Source organism: Micromonospora musae (genome assembly GCF_003626635.1).
GTDB lineage: Bacteria > Actinomycetota > Actinomycetes > Mycobacteriales > Micromonosporaceae > Micromonospora > Micromonospora musae.
In genome coordinates this window covers 139,600-152,543 of the sequence record NZ_RAZT01000001.1, presented here as the reverse complement: position 1 = coordinate 152,543, position 12,944 = coordinate 139,600, and the positions used below count along the sequence as shown (strand labels likewise).

Annotated in this window: 14 protein-coding genes; 8 read left to right on the top strand and 6 right to left on the bottom strand. The window is 74.7% G+C overall.

The window, feature by feature from the left end; translation table 11 throughout:
• Positions 1-28: 28 nt before the first annotated feature.
• From D7044_RS00715 to D7044_RS00700, 4 genes are all read left to right on the top strand, one after another.
• A complete protein-coding gene (locus tag D7044_RS00715) occupies positions 29-916 on the top strand; it encodes a hypothetical protein (protein WP_199716404.1) in 888 nt (295 codons plus the stop codon).
• Positions 917-989: 73 nt separating this feature from the next.
• The gene (locus D7044_RS00710; RefSeq protein ID WP_411710959.1) at positions 990-1,667 is read left to right on the top strand and encodes a HEAT repeat domain-containing protein; all 678 of its coding nucleotides are present in this window, start codon (positions 990-992) and stop codon (positions 1,665-1,667) included.
• Entirely contained in the window at positions 1,661-2,689 is a 1,029-nt protein-coding gene (locus D7044_RS00705) for a MerR family transcriptional regulator (RefSeq protein ID WP_120687626.1), read from the top strand. Before D7044_RS00710 ends, D7044_RS00705 begins: the two co-directional genes overlap by 7 nt.
• 81 nt (positions 2,690-2,770) lie before the next feature.
• A complete protein-coding gene (locus D7044_RS00700; RefSeq protein WP_120687883.1) occupies positions 2,771-3,337 on the top strand; it encodes a maleylpyruvate isomerase N-terminal domain-containing protein in 567 nt (188 codons plus the stop codon).
• 158 nt (positions 3,338-3,495) lie between these two features.
• Here the strand turns inward: D7044_RS00700 and abc-f are convergent, their stop codons facing one another.
• The 3 genes from abc-f to D7044_RS00685 form a co-directional block, all read right to left on the bottom strand.
• A complete protein-coding gene (gene abc-f, locus D7044_RS00695) occupies positions 3,496-5,133 on the bottom strand; it encodes a ribosomal protection-like ABC-F family protein (RefSeq protein WP_120687625.1) in 1,638 nt (545 codons plus the stop codon).
• Positions 5,134-5,377: 244 nt separating this feature from the next.
• Positions 5,378-5,956 (bottom strand): GNAT family N-acetyltransferase, encoded by a 579-nt coding sequence (locus D7044_RS00690; RefSeq protein ID WP_120687624.1) that lies wholly within the window; start codon positions 5,954-5,956, stop codon positions 5,378-5,380.
• A gap of 42 nt (positions 5,957-5,998) precedes the next feature.
• Complete coding sequence (locus tag D7044_RS00685) at positions 5,999-6,478, bottom strand: DnaJ family domain-containing protein (protein ID WP_120687623.1); 480 nt, start codon at positions 6,476-6,478, stop codon at positions 5,999-6,001.
• Positions 6,479-6,673: 195 nt separating this feature from the next.
• Here D7044_RS00685 and D7044_RS00680 point away from each other — a divergent pair, with 195 nt between their 5' ends.
• From D7044_RS00680 to D7044_RS00665, 4 genes are all read left to right on the top strand, one after another.
• Positions 6,674-7,324, top strand: coding sequence for a LysE family translocator (locus tag D7044_RS00680; protein ID WP_120687622.1), 651 nt, complete (start codon positions 6,674-6,676; stop codon positions 7,322-7,324).
• 53 nt (positions 7,325-7,377) lie between these two features.
• Positions 7,378-8,538, top strand: a complete 1,161-nt coding sequence (locus D7044_RS00675; RefSeq protein ID WP_120687621.1) for a coiled-coil domain-containing protein — start codon at positions 7,378-7,380, stop codon at positions 8,536-8,538.
• A 93-nt stretch (positions 8,539-8,631) separates the two neighbouring features.
• Complete coding sequence (locus tag D7044_RS00670; protein ID WP_120687620.1) at positions 8,632-9,222, top strand: pyridoxamine 5'-phosphate oxidase family protein; 591 nt, start codon at positions 8,632-8,634, stop codon at positions 9,220-9,222.
• A gap of 264 nt (positions 9,223-9,486) precedes the next feature.
• Positions 9,487-9,828 carry an RNA polymerase-binding protein RbpA gene (locus tag D7044_RS00665; RefSeq protein ID WP_046564157.1) on the top strand — a complete coding sequence of 114 codons (342 nt, stop codon included), beginning with the start codon at positions 9,487-9,489 and terminating at the stop codon, positions 9,826-9,828.
• Positions 9,829-9,900: 72 nt separating this feature from the next.
• On the opposite strand, the gene D7044_RS00660 is transcribed toward D7044_RS00665, so the two are convergent.
• The 3 genes from D7044_RS00660 to lnt all read right to left on the bottom strand — a co-directional run bounded on the left by D7044_RS00660 (position 9,901) and on the right by lnt (position 12,871).
• On the bottom strand, positions 9,901-10,422 hold the full coding sequence (locus D7044_RS00660; protein WP_120687619.1) for an FxsA family protein: 522 nt from the start codon (positions 10,420-10,422) through the stop codon (positions 9,901-9,903).
• Positions 10,423-10,500: 78 nt separating this feature from the next.
• On the bottom strand, positions 10,501-11,286 hold the full coding sequence (locus tag D7044_RS00655) for a polyprenol monophosphomannose synthase (protein ID WP_120687618.1): 786 nt from the start codon (positions 11,284-11,286) through the stop codon (positions 10,501-10,503).
• Between the two features lie 37 nt (positions 11,287-11,323).
• Positions 11,324-12,871 carry an apolipoprotein N-acyltransferase gene (gene lnt / locus D7044_RS00650; RefSeq protein WP_411710958.1) on the bottom strand — a complete coding sequence of 516 codons (1,548 nt, stop codon included), beginning with the start codon at positions 12,869-12,871 and terminating at the stop codon, positions 11,324-11,326.
• Positions 12,872-12,944: the final 73 nt, after the last annotated feature.

The window sequence follows — 12,944 nt, the reverse complement described above, 5'->3', positions numbered from 1 at the left end:
GCGGGTCCGGTCGACGTACAGTGCGGCGATGGACGTCCCCGGCGGCCGGATGCCGGACCGGTACGCGCAGAGCGACCAGGCCCGGCCCGGTCTGGCACCCGGTGCTCGTGGGCCGGTCGGCACCCTCTTCGCCGCGCTGCACGGCGAGCTGACGCCGCACCCGTGGCGGCACACCGATCGGGACGCGTACTCGTTCTTCTCCGACAGGTCGCTCGCCATGGGCTGGCTGGACGACCTCGGCGGGGTGCTCCGGCAGACCGCCGACGGTGTCGAGGAGACGCGTACCGGGGCGGCGGGTCTGTGGGGAATGAACGACGCGGGGCAGCAGCACCCGCTCGCCGTACCGGAGTCGTCGCTGGTCGCCTGGTTCCAGGTGGGGGTCGAGGCGGTCGCCGCCGACCGGCCGCTTCCGGTGCAGCCGTTCCTGCGCTGCGCCGGCGACGCGACGGCGCGGCTCGGCGCGCTGCGGCTGGACGCGGTGCAGGTGTTGCTTCCCGTGCAGGGCCTCGACGTCGCGGCCCGCCCGGCGTACGCGCCGGTTCCGTCGCTGCGCGCCGCCGGTTGGTTCGTCGACGCCGACCCGCGGTCGAGGACACGGGTACGGGTCACCCTGGACAGCGGCCAGGACCCGTCGGCCCCGGCGGTGGCCGCCGCGATGCGCGAGTCGATGCGACGGCTGGCGCAGGACGTGTTCGCGTGCGAGTCGCACTCGCTGACCGATCACGATCCGCTGGCGACGCATCCACCCTTCGGCGACCGCTCCTGGCTCGGCCCGCCGCTGCACCGGGTGACCTTCCACGGCACGCTCGCCGAGTGGTCCCTGGACGCGCTGGGCTGGCTGGGCGGCTTCCTCGCCGACCTGGCCGCGGCGCAGGGCGTCAGGACCCCGCTGCTGCTCACCGCCGGTCCGTCGTAGGTCCTCGACCGGTCGGCGGTGCTTGACGTTGACACTGTGACAAGGTCTTTCCTGGGTGCTGGAGGTGGTCCCCATCAACCCGACACCCGGACATTTTCCGCACCCGCGCCTGCGCGACGCGTTGAGCGCCGGGAATCCGTCGACGCGACTCCAGGCGGCGCTGGCGGTCGGCACCGACGCCGACGCCGGCCTCGTCGACGCGCTCGTGGCACGCTGCGCGATCGAGCCGGACTTCTTCGTCCGCGACATGCTCACCTGGGCGTTGACCCGCCTGCCGCCGGAGCTCACGGTGCCCAGGCTCCGCCGGGAGCTGCGTGCCGAGCGCGCCCAGGCCCGAAGCCAGGCGTTGCACACGCTCTCGAAGATCGGTGACCGCAGGGCGTACCCCGCGATCACCCGGTCGTTGCTGAACGACGCCGACGACGAGGTCGCGCGGAGCGCCTGGCGTGCCGCCGTCGTCCTCGTACCCGACGGGGAAGAGGAAGCACTCGCTGCGGAGCTGGCTGCGCAGCTCGGCCGGGGTGACCGGAACCTGCAGTTGAGCCTCAGCCGCGCGCTCGTCGCGCTCGGAGACGTGATCGAGCCGGCCCTGCGGGCGGCAACGGCGAGCCACGACCCGACGGTCAACGCCCACGCCCGCGCCACGGCGCTGCTCCTGCGCGACCCGGACATCGGGTTCGACGCGGCCGTCGATGAGGCGATCCGGGTCAGGGCGCTCGGCCCGCAACGGGTTGAGGGGACCGCGTGCTGATCAGCGAGGTGGCCCGCCGCTCCGGGGTGAGCACCCGGATGCTCCGGCACTACGACTCCCTCGGGCTGGTGCGGCCGACCGGTCGCACCAGCAGCGGTTACCGCGAGTACTCCGCCGAGGACATCCGGCGGATCTTCCAGGTGGAGAGTCTGCGGTCCCTGGGATTGTCGCTGCGCCAGATCGGACGCGTTCTGCAGGACCCCGCCTTCTCACCGTCCGCGCTCGTCGGCGACCTCATCCGGCGGACCGAGGAGCGGCTGAGGCGGGAGCAGGAGCTACTCGATCGGCTCCGCGCCGTCGACGCCTCGGCACCCGCGGGCTGGCAGGGCGTTCTGCGCATCGTCGAGCTCCTGCGCGGGCTCAACTCGCCCAGCGCCGCACGCCGGCAGCAGGCCGTCCTGGCCCCGGCCGAGGGCGGGCCGCTCCCCGCTGAGCTGCTCGCCAGGGCGATCCTCGCCGAATCCGACCCGAACGTCGCCGGCGCCCTGCGGTGGGCGCTCGCGCGGGCCGGCGGTGACGGTGTGACGAGTGTGGCGGCCGGCGTGCGCTCGGCGAACGTCGACGTCCGGCGGCGCGCGGTCCTGGCGATCGCCGAGATCTCCGGCGACGAGTCGACCGCGGTGCTCACGGACGCGCTCGGGGACTCCGACCCAACGGTGCGCGGGCACGCCGCTCTGGCGCTCGGTACGCGTGGCGTGACCGAAGCGGTGCCCACCCTCGTCGAGATGGTGGTGGCGGGCAGGAACGACGTCGAAGCCTCCGAGGCGCTGGGGGCGTTGTCGCTGGACCCCGAGTGCGTGGACCGGATCGTGAACGCGCTGGTCGCCGAGCTCGCCGCACACGCCGCGAACACCGCGGAGCGGATCCGTCTGACCCAGGCCCTCGCCGAGCTGCCGGCGGCCGTCGCGCTGGGCCCCTTGCGACAACTGGCCCGCGACGACGATCGGACCGTCGCCCTTCTCGCCTCGACCCTGGTGCGGGTCTCCGACGAGCGCTCCGACGGCGGCCGGTCCTGCGGGTAGCACCAGCCTCCGCCCGCTCCCGCGCGACCCGCGGCGTGTGCCAACGCCCTCGTTCCGTGCGAAGGTCGGGGCGTGGCGGATCTGAACGGGAGTGATGTCGTGCGGGCGGCCGGCGAGATGGTCCGGGTCCTCGGGCCGTACCCGGAGCTGGACTGGGGTGTGCCGGCCGGCGGCCTGACGTGGAGTTGCTGGACGACCGCCGCGCACGTCGCCCACGACCTGCTGGCCTACGCCGGGCAGGTCAGCGGGCGGCCCGCGGACGGCTACCTGCCGTTCGACCTGCGGGTCTCCCCCGCCGCGAGCCCCCGCGAGGTGCTGACGGTGGTCACCGCCTGCGCCGGTCTGCTCGCCGCGGCCGTCGACACCGCCGAGCCGGGCACCCGCGCCTGGCATTACGGGCCGTGCGACCCGGGTGGGTTCGCGGCGATGGGTGTGGCCGAGACGCTGCTGCACACCGGGGACATCACCGCCGGTCTCGGAGTGCCGTGGGAGCCGCCCGCCGATCTGAGCGCCGCCGTCATCGACCGGCTCTTCCCGGACGCGCCCAGCGGCCCGCCGCCGCAGGTGCTGCGCTGGTTGACCGGCCGGGGCGAGCTGCCCGGCCGGGCCCGGCGCACCTCCTGGAGCTGGCGGGCCGCCCTCGACTGACCGGCGCGCGGCCCTGAGGACCGGCTGCGCGGGGCACGTCTGACCGCCGCACGCGGCACATCAACCGGCGCGCGGCACGTCGACCGGCGGGAACTCGCGGGTCGTCGCCGAGCGGGATCGACGCCGACCGGCGCGGCCGGGACCGGGCTGCCCGGCGGTCAGGCGTGCTCGGGCGGGCCGGTCTCCTGCAACCGGCCGTCGTCGAGCCGCAGCCAGCGGTCCACCGCGATCTCGTGCAGGAACCGCTCGTCGTGGCTGACCACCACGAACGCGCCCCGGTACGCGCCGAGCGCGTTCTCCAGCTGGGCGACGCTGACCAGGTCGAGGTTGTTGGTGGGCTCGTCGAGCAGCAGCAGCTGCGGCGCCGGGGAGGTGAACAGCACACACGCCAGGGTGGCGCGTAGCCGCTCACCGCCGGAGAGCGCCTCCACGGGCAGGTGCGCGCGGGGACCGCGGAACAGGAACCGCGCCAGCAGGTGCATCCGCTGCGCCTCGGGCAGGGCGGGGGCGAACGCGGCCAGGTTCTCCAGCACGGTGCGCTCCAGGTCCAGCAGGTCCAGCCGCTGCGACAGGTACGCGACGCGCCCCTCGGCGTGCCGGATCCGCCCGCCCTCCGGCGTCAGGTCGCCGTTCATGAGCCGCAGCAGGGTCGACTTGCCGACGCCGTTGCGCCCGGACAGGGCGATCCGTTCCGGGCCGCGGATGGTCAGGTCGACGCCGTCGTCGCCGAAGACCGCCCGGTCGCCGAGGCGGACCCGCATGCCCTCGCCCTCGAAGACCGTACGGCCGGCTGGGACGGTGGTCTCCGGCAGCTCGATGGTGATCTTCTGTTCCTCGCGCAGGGCGCGACTGGCCTCGTCGAGCCGGGCGCGGGCGTCGCTGACCCGGGAGGCGTGCACCTCGTTGGAGCGGCCGGCGGATTCCTGGGCGCTGCGTTTCAGCCCACCGGCGACGATCCGGGCCAGCCCGGCATTGCCGAGGTTGCGGTTGGCGTTGCTGGCCCGGCGGGCGGCCCGCTCCCGGGCCTGCTGCATCTCCCGCTTCTCCCGTTTGACCTCCTGCTCGGCGTTGCGGACGTTCTTCTCGGCGACCTCCTGGGCCGCCTGCACGGCCTCGGAGTACGCGGTGAAGTTGCCCCCGTACAGACGCAGCTCGCCCCCGTCGAGTTCGGCGATGCGGTCCATCCGGTCCAGCAGCGCCCGGTCGTGGCTGACCAGCAGCAGCGTGCCGCGCCACTCCTCGAGCACGTCGTAGAGGCGCCGCCGGGCGTCGACGTCGAGGTTGTTGGTGGGCTCGTCGAGCAGCAGCACGTCGGGGCGCTTCAGCAGTTCGGCGGCGAGGCCGAGGGAGACCACCTGCCCGCCGCTGAGGGTGTGCAGGCGGCGGGTGAGCGCCACGTCCCCGAGGCCGAGCCGGTCGAGTTCGGCGCGGCTGCGCTCCTCGACGTCCCAGTCGTTGCCGATGGTGGTGAAGTGCTCCTCGGCGGTGTCGCCGGCTTCGATGGCGTGCAGGGCCGCGATCAGCGGGGCGACGCCGAGCACCTCGGCGACGGTCAGGTCGGCGGCGAGCGGCAGGGTCTGCGGCAGGTAGCCGAGCACCCCGTCGACGGTGACGCTGCCGCCGGTGGGCTGGTACTCGCCGGCGATCAGTTTGAGCAGGGTGCTCTTGCCGGCCCCGTTGGGCGCGACCAGACCGGTTCGGCCCTCGCCGACGGTGAAGGAGAGTTCCGCGAAGACCGGGGTGTCGTCCGGCCACGAGAAGGAGAGGTTCGAGCAGACGATGGACGCACTGGACATGAGTGGACCTCGGAAGGCTGGCGGGCGCGCCGCGGGCGCAGCTCGGAAGGCTGGCGGGCGCAGCCCGGAAGGCGAATCAGGAGACGACGTCGCGGCCACGGCGTCGGCGCTGACTCGCGCCGGTGGCCGCTCACTGCCCGGTATCACCCGGATATGTCGTCTTCACCCGCCATGTTCTACCCCTGTTCCTGATCACTCGCCGGGTCAACGGTAACAGCCGTCGGTTCGACGGCGATTCGTTTTTTCATGCTCTGATCGCGGGAGTGCCGCGCTCGGTCGAGGTGGCGTGGCGTACGTGCCGGTGCCCGTCGCGCGGGAACGGCGGCCGGGCCGGCAGCACCTCGACGAACTCGAAGCCGGCCTTCTCGGCGACCCGGCACGAGGCCGGGTTGTCGATCTGGTGCATCAGGTCCAGCCGGGTCAGCTCGGCGAAGCGGGCGAACGCCCAGCGGCTCACCGCGTCCACGGCCCGGCCGGCCACGCCGCGTCCACGCGCCGCCGCGGCCGTCCAGTACCCGACCTCGGCATCCGGCCGGCCCGGCGCGAGGTTCTTGAGCACCACGTTCGCCACCGGCCGGTGACCGCCGTACGGGTTCGGCTCGCAGACGGCGAAGGTCAGCCAGTCGCCGGCCTGCCAGCCCTCACCTGCCCGCGCCAACCAGCGGTCCGCCTCGGCGGCGGTGGTGAGCGGGTTGCGGGTCCAGCTACGCAGCACCGGGTCCTGGTGCGCCGCGATCAGCGCGTCCCGGTCGTCGTCCCGCCACGGGCGCAGGAGCAGTTCCGGCGCGGAGGCGGTCGCCGGGGCACGCAGGATGATCGACACGAGGGCATTCTGCCGGGGCGGCCGGCGTCCCGGGAAGGTCGGTCAGGCGGCGGAGCGGCGACGCCACGGCCACCAGGCCCGCCGGGGCGACCGGTCGACGGCCACGGCGGTGGGCGGTGCGGGCGACGCCACGGCGCTGCGGCGCTCGTCGCGCCAGCGACGGAGCACGGCGTCGACGTTGACCGGGCGCACCACGACCCGCGGGCCGGTCGGCAGGCGCAGCCAGGCCATGATCTCGGTGTTGAGCAGGGCGCAGTGCTCGCGTACGGCCTGCTCGGTGGGGAGCTCGCGCACCTCGTCGGGCACCCGCTCGACCCGGCGGCGCAGCTGCAGCGGCGTGGGGAGCAGCAGTTCGCTGGGGAGCTTCTCCCGCTCCATGAAGCTCTTGATCCACCACGACTCGTCGTACGGCAGGTTCCGCCCGGGGATCGGCTTGCCCGCGCCCGGCAGGTTGTCGAACTCGCCGCGCTCCTGGGCGGAGCGGATCTGCGCCTCGACGGCGGCTTCCCACATGTTCGTCATCCGGCACCTCCCCCGGCTCACCGTAACGCGCCGCGGTGCGGCGTCGGCCCGGCAACCACAGCGTCGTGCCGGCGCCGCGCATTCCCCGGCTGCCGCCCGGGAAGAGCAGGCCACGGTCGCCGCGGTGGCCCTCCCGGGCCGGGTCCCGGTGCCCGTAGCGTCAGGGTGTTGATCAACGAGGGAGGCTGCGGTCACATGGTGGAGGCGGGCGCACTGCTGGGGATGGCGCTGGTGGCGGTCGGCATAGTGCTGACGCCGGGGCCGAACATGGTCTACCTGGTGTCCCGTTCGGTGACCCAGGGCCGACGGGCGGGGTTCATCTCGCTGCTCGGCGTCGCCGCCGGGTTCGGCGTCTACCTGACGGCCGCGGTCGCCGGGCTGGCCACCGTCTTCGTGCTGGTGCCGGTGCTGTACACGGCCGTGAAGCTGGCCGGCGCGGCGTACCTGCTCTGGCTGGCCTGGCGGACGCTGCGTCCCGGCGGCGGCTCCCCGTTCACGCCGGCGCCTATGCCGCCGGAACGGCCGCGACGGCTGTTCACCATGGGGCTGGTGACCAACCTGCTCAACCCCAAGATCGCGATCCTGTACGTGTCGCTGCTGCCGCAGTTCGTGCAGCCGCAGCGCGGGAACGTGGCGATGCAGAGCCTGCTGCTCGGCCTGACCCAGATCAGCATCGCCGTGCTGGTCAACGGCCTGATCGTGCTCACCGCCGGCGCGCTGGCCGGCTTCTTCGCCCGCCGCCCGTCGTGGCTGCGGGTGCAGCGTTGGGTGATGGGCAGCGTGCTGGGCGCCCTGGCCGTACGCATCGCCGCCGACCGGTCCCGGGCGGCCGTGGCCACGCCGTGAGTCGTCGGCGGGGTTCCGGCCGGCGGGGCGGGCCCCACTAGACTTCGCCCTCGATGGACGCCCAGCCCACCGCCGACCTCCGCCCCTGCGCCCACTGTGGACGCCCGGTGCCGCAACGAGCCGGCGCCGGCCGGCCGTTCCGGTACTGCCGCGACAACGACGGCGCCTGCCTGCGCGCCTCCCGCAACAGCCGCATGCGGCACCGCAACGCCCCCGGTCTGCCCGGTCAGGTGGCCCGGACCTGGGAGGCGGTGGACCGCCTCGACCAGATCGTGGAGACGCTGACCGAGGCGCTGCACGCCGAGCTCTCGCCCGTGGGGGTGGAGCGGCAGCTCGCCCAGGCCCGCGCCGACGCGGCCGCCGAGATCGCCGCGGCGCAGACCGAGCGGGACGAGGCACTGCGCGCGGCCGAGGACGCCACCGCGGCCGCCGTACAGGCCCGTGAGCAGGCGCGGGCCGCCCTCGCCGAACGCGACACCGCCCGCACCGACGCCGAGCGCGCCGCCGAGCAGGCCGGCCGGGACGCCGAGCGGGCCCGGCAGGCCGAAGCGGACCGGGACGAGGCCCGTGGGGCGGCCACCGCCGCGCGGGCGCTGCGGGTGCAGGCCGAACGGGACCGGGACGCGGCGCGGCAGGAGCTGCGTACCGTGCGCGCGGAACGCGACACCGAACGGGGCCGGGTCGCCGACCTCACCGCGGAGCGCGACGCCGCCCGCGCCGACGCCGACCGGGCCACCCGCGACGCCGGTGCGGCACGCGAGAACGCGCAGCGGTGGCAGACCGAGGTCGAGGACGTCCGCCGGCAGGCCGAGCAGGCCCGCACCGACGCCACCCGGGCCCGCGCCGGCGCCGCCGACGCCGTCCGGGCCCGCGAGGAGGCCGACCGGGCGCGGGACCGGGCCGAGACCGCCGCCCGGCAGGCCGACACCGCCCGCCTGGAGGCCGACACCGTCGCCGGTCACCTGCGCGCCGAGCTGACCGCCGCCGCCACGGGCCGCGAGGCGCTCGCGGACGAGCTGGCCACCGCCCGGCGGGTCGCCGCGACCGCCGAGGGCCGGCTCACCGAGCTGACCGTACGGTTGCAGGCCGCCGAGGCCGACCGGGACGCCGCCCAGCAGCGGGTGGCGCAGCTCGCCGGTCAGGTCAGCGACCTGGCCGCGGCGCTGGCCCGGCTCGGCTCGGCCGCCGCCGCGGCGGACACCCCGGCCGGCTGAGGCCAGCCGGACGGGCTCCGGTCGACGATCCGCACGCTGGGACGCCGGACGGCGGGGCGGCACCGGATTGCGGCGGCGTGCGACGCTCCCCGGGTGGGAAAGACGTATGAGCGCATCGAGGGGCGGCTGCGGTCGTTCATCGAAACCCAGCCGATGTTCTTCACCGCCACCGCGCCGCTGGCCGGCGACGGCACCATCAACCTCTCCCCGAAGGGGCTGCGCGGCTCCTGGGCGGTGCTCGACGAGCAGACCGTCGCGTACCTGGACTTCGCCGGCAGCAACGCCGAGACGGTCGCGCACCTGCGGGAGAACGGCCGGATCACGCTCATGTGGTGCGCGTTCCAGGGTCCACCGAACATCGTGCGGGTGCACGGGCGCGGCGAGCCGGTGTTCCGCGACGACCCGCGGTGGCGGGAGCTGATCGGCCACTTCCCCGACATCGACCCGAGCACCCACGGTCTGCGCGCGATCATCGTGGTGCACGCCGAGTTGATCAGGGACACCTGCGGCTACGCGGTGCCGTTCATGACCTACGACGAGGACCGTGACCTGCACGGCAAACGGTTCGCCCGGGAGGACGACGCGTCGTTGAGCGACTACTTCGCCGGCAAGCCGCACGTGGCCCGCAGCATCGACGGGCTGCCCGGCCTGCCGTTGCCGTTGCCGCTGCCGCCGGCGGCCTGACCGGGCTTGCGCCCACCGGACGGCGCGGGTTGCGGCGGCCGGCGCAACCTGCGGGCCGTCGCGGCGGTTAACATCGCCGGGACAGTCGACACCGCTTCACCATCGCGGCCCGGCCGGGGGCGACCCCGGTGGGCCACTGTGCCGGCCGGGCTACCCTTGTCGAGGCCCGGCCGTGGGCGCTGTGCGCCCTTACGGCGGGAATGGCCTGGCGGGCACGGACCGTTACACAAGAAGACCAGCACCACGAACGAGGGGAAGTCGATCATGGGCGAGCGTATGCTGCGCGGAAGCCGCCTTGGCGCGGTGAGCTACGAGTCCGACCGCAACACGGAGCTCGCGCCACGGCAGACCCGCGAGTACCTGTGCGCCAAGGGCCACCAGTTCGAGGTGCCGTTCGCCGTCGACGCCGAGGTCCCGACGACCTGGGAGTGCAAGTTCGACGGCAGCGTCGCCCGGCTGGTCGACGGCAGCGAGCCGGAGCAGAAGAAGGCCAAGCCGCCGCGTACCCACTGGGACATGCTGCTGGAGCGGCGCTCGATCGCCGAGCTGGAGGACATCCTCGCCGAGCGGCTCCAGGAGGTCCGGACCCGACGCGGCCGGGCCTGACAAGCAACGAACCACCGCAAAAAGGGCGGCGCCCCCGGGAAGATTCCCGGGGGCGCCGCCCTTTTAGCGTGCTCAACGCTCCACGATCTCGCCCTCGATCGCCCGGCCCTCGTCGACGACCACCGGCTGCTCCGCGGCCGGACCGGGCGGCGACTCCGGTTGCGGCGCGCCTCGACGCACCCGCACCCGACGCGGCCCGAACAGGTCACCGGCGACCATCGACGACACCCGCCGCTCCGCGCCCCGCTGCACCCCGGCGCGGGCCAACGCCCGCACCGGCGGTATCAGCAGCAGCAGACCGGCGACCCCGGTGACCAGCCCCGGAACCGCGAGCAACAGCGACCCCAGCAGCCCCACCAGCCCGTCGGTCACCTGCCGGCCCGGCGGCTGCCCGGCCTGCGCGGCGGCCCGGAAGCCCCGCCAGGCGCGCATCCCCTCCCGGCGCAGCAGCACCAACCCCAGCAGCGACACCGCGAAGACCAGCAGCACCGCCACCCCGAACCCGACGGCCCGCCCCACCAGGACGAACACCGCCAGCTCCACCGCCACCGCGCCCAGCAGGGCCAGTGGTACGAACCTCACACCTCGGCGCATCTCACCCCATCGGTCGTCCCGTGGCGCCCCCGGGCGCCGGCACCGCGCCCATCCAGCATGACACGCGGGCGCCCCCCGTCACGACGCCCGACCCGCGCCGCGCAACAGCGCCCGCCCCCGGTCCTGCACCGCCCAGGCGGTGATCCGCCACAACGCCTCGGCCACGATCAACGGGCTCATCTTGCTGCTGCCGTGCTCCCGCTCGGCGAACGTGATCGGCACCTCGACGATCCGCATACCCGCGCGGTGCGCCAGCCGGGAGAGCTCCACCTGGAACGAGTAGCCCTGCGAACACACCGACGCCAGATCCATCGCGTCCAACGCGCCCCGCCGGTACACCCGGTAACCGCCCGTCGCGTCCGAGACCGGCATCCCCAGCGCCAGGCGTGCGTACAGGTTGCCGCAGCGGGACAACGCGAGGCGCCTCATCGGCCAGTTCACCACCCGCGCGCCCCGGGTCCACCGTGATCCGATCACCACGTCGGCGGCCCGGGCGGCGTCCAGCAGCGCCGGCAGGTCCTCGGGGGCGTGCGACCCGTCGGCGTCCATCTCCACCACCGCGTCGTAGCCGCGTTCCCGCGCCCACGCGAAACCGGCCAGGTAGGCCGCCCCGAGGCCCTGTTTACCCTCCCGGTGCAGCACGTGCACCTGCGGGTCGGTGTCGGCGAGCGCGTCCGCGATCAGGCCGGTGCCGTCGGGGCTGTTGTCGTCGGCGACGAGAACCTCCACCGCGGGGGTCTCCCGGCGTACCCGGCCCACGATGTCGCTGACGTTGTCGGCCTCGTTGTAGGTGGGGATCACCACCAGCACCCGGCCGACGCCGTCGACGCCCGCGCGACGTGTCGGGTCGGTCGCCTCGTCCACGGTCCCCCCTCCGTTCGCGCCGGCGAACCGGCTGGACCTATCCGGGCCCGACGCGCCGTCGGCGACGTAGCACCGCCGCGCCGGCCAGGGCGGCCACGGCCAACCCGGCCAGCGCCACCTCCGGCCACAGACCCACCCGGGTGGCCGGTGTGCGCCCGTCGGCCAGGCGCAGTTGCCGCACCACCACCTCACGGGTGTTGAACCCGGTGGCGTCGCTTACCCGCCCGTCGGGGCCCACGAACCCGGACACCCCGACCGTGGAGGCCATCAACGCCGGACGGCCGTGCTCCACCGCCCGCAGCCGCACCATGGCCAACTGCTGGCGGGCCTCGGCCTCGTCGAAGGTGGCGTTGTTGGTCTGCACCACGAGCAGCTGCGCGCCCCCGGTGACGGTGTCCCGGACCACCTCGTCGTACGCCACCTCGAAACAGATCACGTCGCCGAGCAGCACCGGGCCGGCGCGCACCACGCCCGGGGTACTGCCGGCCACGAAATCGGCCCGCACCCGGTCGACCTGCTTGCTGACCATCCGGGCGATGTTCCGCAGCGGCACGTACTCGGCGAACGGCACCGGATGCCGCTTGACGTACAGCTGCTCCAGGTCGGCGCCGCTGCCGGGCCGCCACAGGATGCCGGCGTTGCGGACCTGCCCGGCGTCGGGACCGAGCAGCACCGCGCCGACGAGGATCGGCGCGCCGATCGTGTCGGCGGCCTGGGAGATTCGCGCCCCGGCGGTCGGGTTGCGCAGCGGATCGATGTCGCTGGCGTTCTCCGGCCACACCACCAGGTCGGGGCGCGGCTGCTCACCGGCGGCGACCCGGCCGGCCAACTCCAACGTCGCGTCGACGTGGTTGTTGAGCACCGCCTGCCGCTGGGCGTTGAAGTCCAGACCCAGGCGCGGCACGTTGCCCTGCACGATCGCCACGGTGACCGTCGCGCCGCCCCCGGCGCGTCCCACCGGCACCAGCAGACCCGCCGCGCACAGCAGCACCGCCCCGGCGGTCAGCCCGCCGACCGGCAGCCACCAACGGGCCCGCCGCAACCCGCCGACGCTCCACCGTCGCCATCCGGCGGTCAGCAGCAGCCCACCGGCCACGGCGACGGCGAACGTCACCAGCGGGGCGCCGCCGAGCGCGGCCACCCGCAGCAGCGGCGAGTCGCCCTGACTGAACGCCAGCCGACCCCACGGGAACCCACCGAACGGGGTCCGGTCCCGCAGCGCCTCCTGCCCCACCCACAGCAGGCCGGTCAGCGGCGCCCAGCACCAGCGGGCCCGGTCGACCAGCGGTGACACCCAGGCGGTGGCGACGCCGAGCAGCGCCAGGTACCCGGCCTGCAGCAGCGACAGCAGCACCCACGGCAGCGCACCGGTGTGCAGGTTCGTCCACGCCAGCAGCGGCGCGAAGAACGCCACCCCGGTCAGGAAACCCAGCCCGGCGCCGGCCCGCAGCCGCCGCCGGTGCGCCGCGGCGGCCAGCAACGCCACCCCGACCGGCGCCAGCGGCCACACCCCGTACGGGGGGAACGCCGCCAGCAGCGCCAGCCCCGCCGCGACCGCCACCGGCACGGCGACGGCGAGCGGCAGCGGACGCGCCGCGGCGTCCGGGCGCGGCGGCGCCGCGTCGGTTCGCTTCTCGTCCGGGTCGACGGTCGTCACG